This window comes from Burkholderia sp. AU19243 (assembly GCF_018148075.1).
Taxonomy (GTDB): Bacteria; Pseudomonadota; Gammaproteobacteria; order Burkholderiales; family Burkholderiaceae; genus Burkholderia; species Burkholderia latens_A.
Window position 1 is genome coordinate 162,712 of the sequence record NZ_JAGSTV010000002.1, and the last position, 12,797, is coordinate 175,508.

The following is a 12,797-nucleotide window of genomic DNA, read 5'->3' on the forward strand; positions in this document are numbered from 1 at the left end:
GGTGCGAGCGTGCGATGCGGGGCGCGACGCGATCGATCAATAGGCGCATGCGGCGCCCGTGCCTTTGCGCGCTGCGGCGATCGGCCCCGCCGACCGGGCGCGGCGGACGTCGGTTGCTTATCCGAATTCATTCATTCCGCGTCTGCGGACGTGTTGCTGTCGTTCAGCCTCTGCACCGGCGCCGTTCGATCAAGTCGTACCAACGAAGCCACGCTGCCTGCCGAGCCGGCGACGAGCGACGCGCAACGATCGCTACGGCCGATCCCCGTTCTTGCATTCCGGCCAGGCGGCCAGCGACGAAGCGATGCTGATTCATATGCTTTAATGCAGGCCACACCGCGAACATCAGCGGACCCTCATCCCTGTTTCGTCAGGAGAAAAGCATGGATCGCCGCTTCCGTTGGCTGGCCGTTGCGCTGACTTGCGCGCTGGCCGGCACCGCGCACGCGCAGGCTCTTACCGGCACGCTGAAGAAGATCAAGGACACGGGTGTCGTGTCGCTGGGTATCCGCGAATCGTCGGTACCGTTCTCGTACTCGGACAACCAGCAGAAGAACATCGGTTATTCGCGCGACATCGCGGCGCGCGTCATCGATCAGTTGAAGGCCGAACTGAAGATGTCGAACCTGACGGTGAAGGAGATCCCGATCACGTCGCAGAACCGGATTCCGCTGCTGCAGAACGGCACGATCGACTTCGAGTGCGGGTCGACGACCAATACGCTGGAGCGGCAGAAGCAGGCCGCGTTCTCGAACAGCATCTTTCTTTACGGCATTCGCTTCAGCACGCGCAAGGACTCGGGCGTGAAGGACTTTCCGGACCTGGCCGGCAAGACCGTCGCGACGACGGCCGGCACGTCGGACGAGCGCCTGCTGCGCAAGCTGAACGAGGAGAAGGGGATGAACATGACGATTATCAGCGCGAAGGACCACGCCGAAGCGTTCATGAACGTCACGACGGGCCGCGCGGTGGCGTTCGTGATGGACGAGCCGCTGCTTTACGGCGAGATCGCGAAAGACCGCAACCCGGGCGCATATACGGTGACGGGCACGCCGCTCGTCCACGAAAACTACGCATGCATGATGCGCAAGGACGACCCGGCGTTCAAGCACGTGGTCGATGGCGTGATCGCGAAGATGCAGACCTCGGGGGCGGCCGAGAAGCTCTACGATCAATGGTTCATGCAGCCCATTCCGCCGAAGGGCGTGAGCCTCAACTATCCGCTGTCGCCGGAAATGAAGCAGCTGTTCAGGAATCCGACGGATCAGGCGCAGTACTGAGCGCTGCGCCGTAGCGGTGTTGCGTTGCAAACAAAAACCGCCGGCATGTGCCGGCGGTTTGACTTTGCAGCCCGGGCGCTCGTGCGCCGGATTGACGCGTCAGGCCTTGATTTCCGGCCCGCGCGCGGCCGGCCGGGCCGGTGCCGACGGTGCCGGCGCCACCGCACGCGCGGCCGGCTGCGCCGGCACGAGCACGACGACCGGTTCCGGCATCGCCCACATCGGCGTCGCGAACGCGACGGGTTGCGGCATCGGCATCGCGAACGCGTTGGCGAGCGCGACGTGCTGCAGCGCGATCATCTGCTGCTGCAGCGCGACCATTTGCGCATGGGCCGCCTGCATCTGATACTGCGCGGCTTGCAACTGCCGCAGCGCAGTGGCCGGCGGCATGCCGCCCGACGACGACGTCTGCATTTCGAAGCTCGCACCGCCTTGCGGGCTTTGCCAGCTCCACGTGCTGACCTTCATCGGGCCGAGCGCCGTCTGGACGACGCGCGTTTCGGCTTTGACGGGCACGGCCTGCCCGTTGACGTTGACGAACATTGGTTGCGCGGACGGGGGCGTGTCGGCTTGCCCGGCCATCGCGAGCACGGGCATCAGCGCCAGCGCGCCCGCCGCCATATACGAACGGAATCGCATATTCGTATCTCCATCAAACGAAGACTGATCCAATCGACAATGAATGAAGCGTGCGGCTCACGGAATGAGCCACCCGCCACTATGCGAGCGCTGGCTTAAAGCAGGATTAAAACGCGGCGAGCCTACGGGGACGAGGCTGCGGCCGAATCTCGAAGCCGGGGTGCGACCGGCGCCGGCGGCCATCCTGGCGCGTTTCCGAAGGGCCTCCGATCGGCATTCAACCGCGCGCGCGCCAGGGGCTTCCAGTCGGATAACGCAACAACAGGCACAATACGGCTTCGCCGCGCACCGCTGTTCGTCAATCGAACATGCTGGCGCGTGCCGCCGCCGTCCGAATCCTTCCCGGTTGTCATGAACGCCTCGCTCACTGCCGCGCGCGAATCGAATTCGCCGCGTTTCCTGTTGTTCCTGATCTGCCTGTTCGCGTCCGCCGGCCAGCTCGCGATCGACATCTACGTGCCCGCGCTGCCCGACATGGCGCGCTCGTTCGCGACCACGCCGCAGGCGATCCAGTCGAGCGTGTCCGGCTATATGGCCGCCTATGCGCTGGGGCAACTGATCTTCGGGCCGGTCGCCGATGCGTACGGGCGCAAGCGCGTGCTTGCGTTCGGGCTGGTGATCTATACGATCGGCTGCCTGCTTTCGCTCGGCGCGCCGAACCTCGAGACGTTCGTGCTCGCGCGCTGCCTGCAGGGCTTCGGGATCGCGACGACGAACCTGCTCGCGAAGGCGATCATCACCGATTCGTTCTCGGGCCAGGCGCTGCTGCATGCGTTCACCTACATGTCGATCGCATGGGGGCTCGCGCCGATCATCGCGCCGGTGATCGGCGCGCACTTGCAGGAATGGTTCGGCTGGCGCGCGTGCCTCGTGTTCCTGCTCGTGTATTCGCTCGTGATGTGGGCGCTGCTGTGGCGCTACCGCGAGACCTTGCCGAAACCGGTCCATCTCGAGCCGCGCACGCTGATGACGAACGCGGGCAAGGTGCTCGCGAGCCCGGTGTTCCAGAGCTGTTTCCTCGCGCAGGGGCTGTGCTACAGCATCCTGCTCGTGTTCAACATCGTCGGGCCGTTCATGGTGCAGACCACGCTGCACAAGCCGCCGACCTTCTTCGGTTACCTGGCGCTCGGGATCGGGCTGATGTATTTCCTCGGCGGGTTGTCGAACCGGATCCACGGACGCGGGCTGCCGAGCGCCGAGCAGCGGCTGCGCATCGGCGCGCGCGTGATGGCCGGCGCGGCGGTCGTGATGCTTGCGCTGGCGCTGACCATCGGCCTGCGCGTATGGACGCTCGCGACGCCGGTGCTCGTGATGGGCTTCTGCGCGGGCGCGATGTATCCGACGCTGATGGCCAAGGGCAATTCGCTGTTTCCGCATATCGCGGGGCTGACGAGCGCGATTCTCGGGTGTGCGCTGCTGCTCGTGTCGTCCGCGATGATGGGCCTTGCCGGTTTCGTGTCGATTCACGTGCTGACGCCGCTCGCGGTGTTCTTCGTCGCGCTGTCGTTCATCGTCGTGTGGATGGTGACGAAGCTGCTGAGGTATCTGACGCAGCAGCAGGCCGCGCGTGTCGCGTGCGGGAGCGGGGAGGCGGCGTAAGCGCCGTGCACGGGACGGGCTGCCGGCCGGTATCGATACCGTTGCGGGAAGCGGCGCGGACTGCCGGTGTTCGCTGGGTTCAGGGCGACACGCGCTGCTAGAGCGGGTGCGCCGCGCCCGCCTGCGTCAGCAGGGAAACCGCTGACGGATCCGGCATCCCGTTCGAATCGATTGCGCCGGCCTTTGCGAGCGCGTCGAGATCGGCGTCCACGCCCGGCTGCCCGACGACGAACGGCGTGGTGAGGAACGCGGGCGCGGTCAGTGTCACCGAATAGCGCTGTTGCAGATTCGTCACCACTGCCGATTGCGCGGCCTGTACCGTGCCCAGGCTCCCCATTGCCTGCTGGAAGCGTGCGCTGCCCTGAAAAGTGCCGATCAGCCCGGCCGTGTTCGTGCCGAGTTGCGCGGCGAGGTAGGCGAGCAGCAGCTCGGTCTGCGGCGTCGTATTGAATGTGCCGCCTCCGTAAGCGAGCGAATGCAGGCTCGTGCCGCCCGATGCGACGGTGATCACGCAAGGCAGCGCGGCATTGACCGTCACGCGGTAATTGCCGCCGCCGTCGGTCAGCGTGGTTGCCGAGCCCTGCGCGCAACTGACCGTGACCGACGCGCTCGCGAGCGCGCGGCCCGTGGCCGCCGTGCCGGACAGCGCGACCGGCTGCGTGTTGTTGTCGTTGAAACAGACATCTACGCCGAAACACGCGTCGCCGTTGCAGCCGGCAAGCGACGCGAGCGCGGCGACGCAGAGCGTGCGCAGTGCGGGGCGGATCAGGCGAGGATGGCGAATGTTCATGGTCGCGGGCAATCGAAAGTGGAGACAACCGCCGTGCGCCGCATGCGGGGCGCCGCTCTTATTCTAGGTCTCGAATCGGTGCGTTGCTTGGCCGTTTTCCGGTGAAGCGCGGAGCGTGCTGCCGATGGCGCGGTTTGCGCTGCGCAGCCCGCGAGTGCGGGCGCAGCGACCCAGTAAGCTGCGGCGCTCAGGGTTTGCGCGCCGCCGGCTTCGCGAACGCGCCGCGCACTTCGAAGCCGATCGCGTCCGCAACGTTGCCGCGCGCGTCGACGAGCTCCAGCCGGTGCCGGCCCGGCCAAGGCATCCACGCGATGCGGTCGCCGTGCCCGATCACCTTGTCGTCGAGCCGCCACGCGAACCGCGCCGCGTGCCCCGACGATCGCTCGAACCAGATCCGCTGATTCTTCGGCGGAATGTCCGGATCGATCGCGAAGATCGTGCCGTCGGTCGGCGCGCCGATCGTCAGCGGCGCGCGTGCGCCGTCATTGCCCGGCGCGACGGGCGCCGCGAGCCGGATCGTGTCGAGCGCCGTGCCCGCGATGAACCACTCGTTGCGTGACGGCTCGACGTCGCGCTCGAACGCGATCCGGCGCGTTTCGACGCCGACGGGCGGGCGCGGCGCGCGGCTCGGCGCGTCGCGATGCAGGTAGCCGACGACGGCCGACCACACCGGCGACGCACCCGTGACCCCCGACACGTCCCACATCGGCGAGCCGTCGGCATTGCCGACCCACACGCCGACCGTATAGCGCGACGTGAAGCCTATCGTCCAGTTGTCGCGCATATCCTTGCTCGTGCCGGTCTTCACTGCGGAGAAGAAGCGCGTCGCGAGCGGGTTGTCGAAGCCGAACGTGCGCACGCGCGCGTTGTTGTCGGACAGGATGTCGGTGACGACGAAGCTGGCCGCTTCGCTGAACACACGCGTGCCGTCGTCCGCGCGAGTCGATCCCGACGATGCGCCGGAAGCGGGCACCGCCGCGGGCCGATCGACGACGTTGCGCACGACGCCGCCGTTCGCGAGCGCGCGATACGCATTGGTCAGCGACAGCAGCGTGACGTCCGCGCTGCCCAGCGCGAGGCTGAATCCGTAGTAATCGCCTTCCTGCGCGAGCGGCAACCCGAGCGCCGTCAGCGTGCGCGCGAAGCGATGCGGCGTGACGAGCACGAGCGTGCGCACCGCGGGCACGTTCAGCGAGCCGCCGAGCGCGCTGCGCACGCTCACCCAGCCCTTGAAGTCCTTGTCGTAGTTCTGCGGAATGTAGAGGCCGCCGCCGGCCGCGAGGTTGATCGGCGCGTCGTCGAGCAGCGACGCGGCCGTCAGCCGCTTCTCGTCGATCGCCTGCGCATAGAGGAACGGCTTGAGCGTCGAGCCGGCCTGGCGCGGCGCGAGCACGGCGTCGACGTCGCGTGCGCTCGACAACGCGCCCGACGAACCGACCCACGCGCGAATTTCGCCGCTCGCGTTGTCGATCACGACGACCGCGCCGTCCTGCACGTTGCGCCGGTGCGCGGGCGCGTTGAGCTCGGTCAGCGCGCGCGTGAGCGTGTCGCGCGCGAAGCGCTGCAGCGGCGCGTCGAGTGTCGTGCGCACCTGTGCGCCGGCTGCCGGCTTGACCTCGGCCGCGATTCGGCGCGCGAAGTGCGGGGCGAGGGCGGCGCCGTCCGCCGCGACGTCGTTACGCACGACGGTGGCCGGCCGCGCGATCACGAGCTGCACGTAGCCGTCGAGCGACGCGCACGCGTGCTCCGCACGCATGTCGCGCAGGATCCGGCACGCACGCTCGGCGACCTTCGCGGGCGCCGCATTGGGCGCACGCACGAGTGCCGCCGCGATCGCGGCCTCGCGCGCGTCGAGGCCGGACGGCGCCTTGCCGAACAGCACCTGCGACAACGCGCCGAGCCCAACCGTCTCGCCGCGGAACGGCACGAGGTTCAGATACGCCTCGAGAATCTGATCCTTGCGCCAGCCGCGTTCGAGCAACAGCGCGTTCATCGCCTGCGTCGCCTTTTGCGGCAACGAGCGCTGGCCGGAGCGTCGCGGCGAATCGCTGAGCAGCCCGGCGAGCTGCATCGTCACGGTAGACGCGCCGCGCGTGCGCTCGTTCCACAGGTTGCCCCACGCCGCGCCTGCAATGCCGCGCCAGTCGACGCCGCTGTGCTCGTAGAAGCGCTTGTCCTCCGACACGACGATCGCTTCGCGGAACGCGGGCGACACGTCGGCGAGCGACACCCAGTCGCCGCGCCGCTCGGTGAGGTCGACGCGCATGCGCTGCAGCGGCGTGCCGTCGCGCGCGAGCAGCACCCAGTCCGAGCTGCGCCAGCTGCGGCGCACGTCGTCGTAGCCGGGCAGCGCATGCGCGACGAGCGGCGCGGCGAGCACGGCGGCGACGAAGATGCGGCCGGCGTAGCGCGTCGGCCGCCGCAATACACGATCGATCATCACATACCCGTTACTTGCCCGCGTCGGCCGGTTTCACGGTCATCGGCGGGTTCGGCCACAGCCCGTACACGGACGGTGCATACAACGCCTCGACGCGCGTCGGTGGCAGCCCGAACGTGCCGACGTTGTTCAGCCGCACCGTGTACTCGACCGAGAATTTGCCCTTCGGCAGATAGTCGTAATACGCGCGGTAGCCGTCGAAATCGCGCTCGATGAACGCCGGCCATGCACCGTCCGGCGATTTCTCGCCCTGCGTCGCGGCCTCGGAGTCGCGGCCGAGGCCCGAGCCGAGGATCGTCGCGCCGGACGGAATCGGATCGTTGACGACGACCCACGTCATGTCGCTCTGCGCATCGATGTCGAGACGCACGCGCACGACGTCGCCGCGCGTCAACACACCGCCGACCGCAGGCGACACGGGCGTGACGGTTTTCGCGATCCGGTAGCCGGCCGCGAACGGCGCGCGCAGCGGCACGGCGGCGAGGCTTTCGACGGTCGCCCACGGGCGGCCCGTGCCGTCCTGCGTGACGGACAGCGTCGCCGCCGCTTGCGCCGCGCGCGGCCACGGCATCAGCACACTGCGCGCGGCGGCGGTGCGGGTCGCGGCGGTGGCCGACGCGGGCGTGTCGGCGGCCGCAGCAGGGGCTTGCGACCACGAGATCGCGCGCTCGTTGCTGCCGAGCGCGACCTTCGTCGTGCCGGCGACGGGCGTGCTCTCGTAAGTGCGCGAGAATCGCTCGATCGCGAGCTGGGCGAGTGCATTCGACGTCGTCGTCTGCCATGCGCCCTGGCGTTGCAGCGCGAGCAGACCGGTCGCGACGCGCGGCATCTCGTCCTTCCACGCCGGGTCGCCGGCGAACTCCAGCGCGAGACGCGCGGCGTTGGTTTCGTTGCTCGTCATCAACCACCACAGGTCGTCGTCGCGCGCGGTCGAGAACACCAGTTGCGTGCCCTGGTATGTGAGGCGCGCACGCAGGATCTGCTCGACCTGCGCGCGCTTCTCGTCGCGCTGCGGGATGTCCTTCACGCGCGAGAGAATCGCGTGATAGTCGATGACCGCCGACGTCGGCCACTGGTTCGGCGCGATCTCGATCGAGCCGAGCATCCGGCCTTGCGCGGCGCCGTAACGCGACAGCGCCTCGATCGCGGCGAGCTTGCGCAGATCGCGGTCCTGGCGCGGCGCCCATGCGTTGCGCTCGATGCGGCCGTCGATGAAGCGCGCGAGCCCCGCTTCGAGCTGCGTGCGCACGTCTTCCGGCAGCGCGAAACGCGGGTCGAGCCGGCTCGCTTCGTCCGATACGACGAGCAGATACGACGACAGTGTCGGGCTGCCGTAGTGCGCATCATCGGACGACGGCGGGAAGTAGTTCGCGAGGCCGTCGCTGTCGAGATACACGGGCATGCGGGCGACCAGCGCCTGCCATTGCGCGGCATCGTGCAGGCCGATCGCGCGCGACGTCTGCTGTTCGAGGCAGCGGTACGGATAGCGCTCGAACCAGCGCCGCACGCCGGGCAGCCCCTCCGCGAGCTTCGACTGCAGCGACACGGCAATCCCGCCGCGCGGCATCCCCTGCGCGTTGTTGACGGCGCCGGCCGGCGCGGCGACGGGCACCGTAAGCGTGCCGTCAACCTGGGCGAGCGTCGCCTGCTGCACGGTCACCGGCAGCGCGGGCACGACCTTTTGCGTGACGGCCAGTGCGTCGGACGCGCGCTTGCCGCCTTGCTCGGCCGCGTCGATGCGCCAGTTCAGCGCGCCGCCCGCGTCGAGCGCCTGCTCGGGCACGGTGATCGTCCATGCGACCTCGGCCGCCGCATTGGCTGCGAGCGACACGGATTGCGGCGCGACGTCGACGCCCGTTACGTGTGGCGTCACGACGACCTGCATCGCACGCTCGGTCGTGTTGCGCAGGGTGACCTGCGCGCGGAACGCGTCGCCTTCGCGCACGAGCGGCGGCAGGCCGGAGATCAGCTGCAGATCCTGCGTGCTGCGGATCGACGTGCTGCCCGTGCCGAAGCGGTCGGCGCCCACCGCCGCGATCGCGACAATCCGGAAGCGCGTGAGCGCGTCGTTCAGCGGCACCTCGACGGTCGCGCTGCCGTTCGCGTCGAGCGTCACGCGCGGGTTCCACAGCAGCAGCGTGTCAAACAGCTCGCGCGTCGGCGCGCTGCCGCCGCCGCCGCCCGCCGGCACGGCCTTGCGGCCGAAGTGGCGGCGGCCGACGATTTCCATCTGCGCGGTGGCCGTCTCGACGCCGTACGCGCGCCGCTGCAGCATGGCGTCGAGCAGGTCCCAGCTGTTGTTCGGCATGAGTTCGAGCAGCGCCTCGTCGACGGCCGCGACCGCGATCTGCGTGCCAGCGGGGGCGGGCTGCCCGTTCGGCAGCGTGACCTTGACGTGCGCCTGCGCCTTGCTGCGCACCGTGTAGCGCGTCGCGTCGGTCGTTACGGTCACGCCGAGACGGTGCACGCCGGTGCCGACCTTGATCTCGCCCAGTCCGTAGCGGAACGCGGGCTTGGACAGGTCGACGAACGCGGTCGGCGCTTCGTAGTGGCGGCCTTCGCGCCAGAACGCGCGCGCCCATTCGACCGGCGCCTTCCATCCCCACGTGAAGAACGAATACCACGGCACTTCGCGAATACGGCCGCGCAGCGCGAGCACCGACACGTATACGTTCGGCCCCCACGATTCGCCGACTTTCAGGTCGACGGTCGGGTTCTTGCCGTTCAGTTGCACCACGTGCGTTTCCATCACGCCGCCGCGCTCGACCGCGACGAGCGCGGTCGCGTAGCGGAACGGCATGCGCACCTGGAAGCGGGCCGTCTCGCCCGGTTCGTAGGACGTCTTCTCCGGAATCACGTCGATCCGGTCGGTGTTGTCGCCGCCGAACCAGAGTTCGTCCTCGCGCGTAACCCATACCGACGTCGACGCGTTCGACGTGCGGCCGTCGCCGTCCTTCGCGACCGCGATCAGCTGTACGTTGCCGGCCTGTTCGAGCGTCGCGTCGCACGCCATGCGGCCCGTGTCGTCGGTCTTGCCCGAGCACAGCACGCCGAGGTCGCGCGTGTCGCTCTTGTTGTCGTACGCGTAGAAGCCGCCGACCATCCGCTTGCGCGACGACGTCGTGATATGCGCGACGCCCTTGATCTCGATCGCGACCGATGCGCGCGGCTTGCCCTGCAGGTCGAGCGCGAGCGCCTGCACCGGCACGCGCTGGCCGACCGAGACCCAGCGGCCGGCCTTGATGCCCGCGACCACCGCGGCCGGCCACAGGATCGTGTCGCCGCGAATCGTCTGTACTTCGCCGTTCGGGTCGGCGAACGTCGCCTCGAGCGCGATGCGTTTCGGCGCGTCGACGTCGGGCAGGCCCTTGAGCGTGACCGAACCCGCGCCGTTGCGGTCGAGCGTCAGCGGCAGCTTGTCAGCGATCAACTTCGTCGCGTCCGGATCGTTGTTCGCGGCCGACGCGTTGTCGCCGTCCTGCGCATCGTCGTCGGCGTTTCCGTCGCTGCGCTCGGGACGATACGGCGTGAAGCTGAAGTCCTCGAAGCGATCCGCAAACGGCGGCGACGCCCACTTCATCAGCGCCGATACCTGCACCGGCAGATTCGACGCGCCGCCGCCCGACACGTAGTCGATCTGCACCGCGAGCGGCGCTTCCTTGACCGCGACAAGCGGGCTCTTCTGCGCGTCGCGCGCGCTGATCGTCCCCTTGAGCACCGGCAGGCGGAACGCTTCGACGCGGAAGCTGCCGCTGTAGTAACTCGCGGTCGGCGCATCGTCCGGGCCGCCTTCGAGCGTGACGCTGTATTCGCCGAGCCTGGCCGCCGGCGGCAGCGTGAACTGCGTATCCGCGCTGTGGTCGGCGGACCACGCGAGCGGCAGCTTGTACGTCTGGTCGGAGCCGAGATGACGGATCGTCACGCGCGCCGGATATTGCGCGGGGAACGCGAGGCTCTGCAGCGTCTCGGTGCGCAGGAAGTGCTTCATCGACACGGTTTCGCCGGCGCGCAGCAGCGTGCGGTCGAATACGGTGTGTGCCCGCACGGTCGGTGCGCTGTCGGTGTCGGTCGGCACGTTGAAGCGCCACGACTCGATCCCGCGGTTCCAGTTCGAACTGACGAACGCCATGTCCGGGCCCGTCTTCGGATCGTCCACGCGCGCCGACACGAAATAGTCGCCGAAGCGCTCCGTCTGGCTGCATTCGTGCTTCGGCTCGAAGGGCCCGTCGATGGTGAGCAGCCCCTGCGCGTCGGTCTTGCCGGACGCAATTTCATCGCCGTTGCAATCGGACACGCGGATCTGCGCATTCGGCACCGGCTTGCCCTTGTCGAGCGTCGTGACCCACACGAGGTTGTTCTCGCGCCCCTGCTTCAGGTGCACGCCGAGGTTCGTGACGAGCACGGCGGTGCGCACGTACATGTTCGACGGTTTCGCGAGCAGCGAGCGGCCGAGCGCGGGCGACGCGAGTTCGAGCACGTAGAAGCCGGGCTTGTCGATCGGCACACCGACGACCTCGAATGGGCGCAGGCCCTTCGGGTCGGCTTTCGGTAGCGTCAGCGCCTGCACACCGGGTTCGCCGGTCAGCAGCGACAGCGAGCGCACGTCGATGCGGCGGTTCTGCGGCGCCGGCATCTTCTCGCCGGCTTCGAGCGGCACGTAGACCGGATGCTGGCCTTTGCGTTGCAGCAGGCCCGGAATGCGCTCATCGATCGTGCCGGCCGTCATCGACCAGTTGTCGAAACGCTCGACGGTTCGCATCCATTGACGGATCGCAGTGTCGTTCTCGACCTTCAGGTTCGAAAATTGCGCGCCGCCCGCGTTCAGGCCTGCAATGTGCAGATCGGCTTCGACGTTGCGCAACGTGACCGGCACGAGCGCCGGTGTATCGGGTTCGGCGAAGCGCTCGACGATCCCGAACGTGCCGGACGAGAACTTTGCAAGCGGCGGCATCGGCGCGGTGCGCGTCGCGAGCGGGAACAGGTCGGCGTTCGACAGCGAGCGGTCGGTCACGTCGCGCAGGCCCGACGGCAGTTCGATCGTCAGATTCGCCTGTGCGGGCAGCGGCGCATCGAACTTGACGGTCGTCACTTCGTCGCTGTGGTCGTCGGCCGCGAATGCCGGCGAAAGCGAACCGTCGGGGCCGCGCAGCTTGATCGCTTCGGCGTTCTTGCGCGAGATCGGCGCATTGAACGACAGCGTCAGCGGGCGCAGCGGCGTGCACGGCGCCTTCGCGTTCTCGCGCTCGCACGAGAAACTCGCGGCGAACGGCGCGCGCACGGTGAAGTCGAAGCGGCGCTCGGTGTCGTTCGCGATGCCGCTCGGGCTCGCGACGCCCTTGCCGTACACGAGCTGCATCTTCGCGCTTGCAGGAAGAGCCTGCGCGCACGACAGCGTCAGCACGCGCGCGGCGTCCTTCTTCAGCCCGAAGTGATCGAGCAGCGCGTTGCGCGTCGCGTCGTCGGCGGCGGTGACCGGGATGCGGTTGCCAATCCCGGCCGCCTCGCACCAGATGTTCGCGAGCGCCGAACGCGGCTCGGCCGGGCCGTTCAGCTTCAGCACGAAAACCTGGCGTTCCTCGATCTCGCGCGAGCCGGGACGCACCGTGACCGGGAACGGGCCGCCAGTCTGAAACGTGAAGCGGCGCGGGCCGCTGACCGCATTGCCGGCGACCGAGCGCAGCGTGTCGTTGAGCGCGACCGAGCAACGCACGCCCGGCGGCAGGTCGTTCTCGAAGTCGTACACCCACGTCTTGTCGTCGAGCCAGTGCCCTTGGCCGCGTGCGGCAGCGGAATCGTTGCAGGTCAGACGCGCCGGGTTCGGCGCGGATGCCGACCCGAATGCGATCATTGCCTCGTCGAATTTGACGACGCTCTGCCGGACTTCGGTGACGGTGCCTTGCGGCGACACGCTCACGGTGCGCGCCGCGCCCGCGTGCAGCGACAGCGCGGTGGCGGCCCCGAGCGCGGCCACCGCGCCGATGCGCAAGAGCAGCCGTGTGGTGTGGTGGATTGAACGCGTGTTGTTGTGTTTGTCGTGCTGCTTCATCGC

At 68.5% G+C, this 12,797-nt stretch carries 6 protein-coding genes; 2 read left to right on the forward strand and 4 right to left on the reverse strand.

Going from position 1 to position 12,797, the window contains the following annotated elements:
- Positions 1-383: 383 nt before the first annotated feature.
- Positions 384-1,280, forward strand: coding sequence for a glutamate/aspartate ABC transporter substrate-binding protein (locus KDW55_RS04210; RefSeq protein ID WP_209822692.1), 897 nt, complete (start codon positions 384-386; stop codon positions 1,278-1,280).
- A 99-nt stretch (positions 1,281-1,379) separates the two neighbouring features.
- Here KDW55_RS04210 and KDW55_RS04215 read toward each other — a convergent pair whose 3' ends face one another.
- Entirely contained in the window at positions 1,380-1,919 is a 540-nt protein-coding gene (locus tag KDW55_RS04215) for a hypothetical protein (RefSeq protein WP_040140047.1), read from the reverse strand.
- 351 nt (positions 1,920-2,270) lie between these two features.
- Here KDW55_RS04215 and KDW55_RS04220 point away from each other — a divergent pair, with 351 nt between their 5' ends.
- Positions 2,271-3,518, forward strand: a complete 1,248-nt coding sequence (locus KDW55_RS04220; RefSeq protein ID WP_209822691.1) for a multidrug effflux MFS transporter — start codon at positions 2,271-2,273, stop codon at positions 3,516-3,518.
- A gap of 97 nt (positions 3,519-3,615) precedes the next feature.
- On the opposite strand, the gene KDW55_RS04225 is transcribed toward KDW55_RS04220, so the two are convergent.
- From KDW55_RS04225 to KDW55_RS04235, 3 genes are all read right to left on the reverse strand, one after another.
- Positions 3,616-4,308 (reverse strand): hypothetical protein, encoded by a 693-nt coding sequence (locus tag KDW55_RS04225; protein WP_069243064.1) that lies wholly within the window; start codon positions 4,306-4,308, stop codon positions 3,616-3,618.
- Between the two features lie 187 nt (positions 4,309-4,495).
- Positions 4,496-6,748, reverse strand: a complete 2,253-nt coding sequence (gene pbpC / locus KDW55_RS04230; protein WP_209822690.1) for a penicillin-binding protein 1C — start codon at positions 6,746-6,748, stop codon at positions 4,496-4,498.
- Between the two features lie 10 nt (positions 6,749-6,758).
- Positions 6,759-12,794, reverse strand: a complete 6,036-nt coding sequence (locus KDW55_RS04235) for an MG2 domain-containing protein (RefSeq protein WP_212161155.1) — start codon at positions 12,792-12,794, stop codon at positions 6,759-6,761.
- Positions 12,795-12,797: the final 3 nt, after the last annotated feature.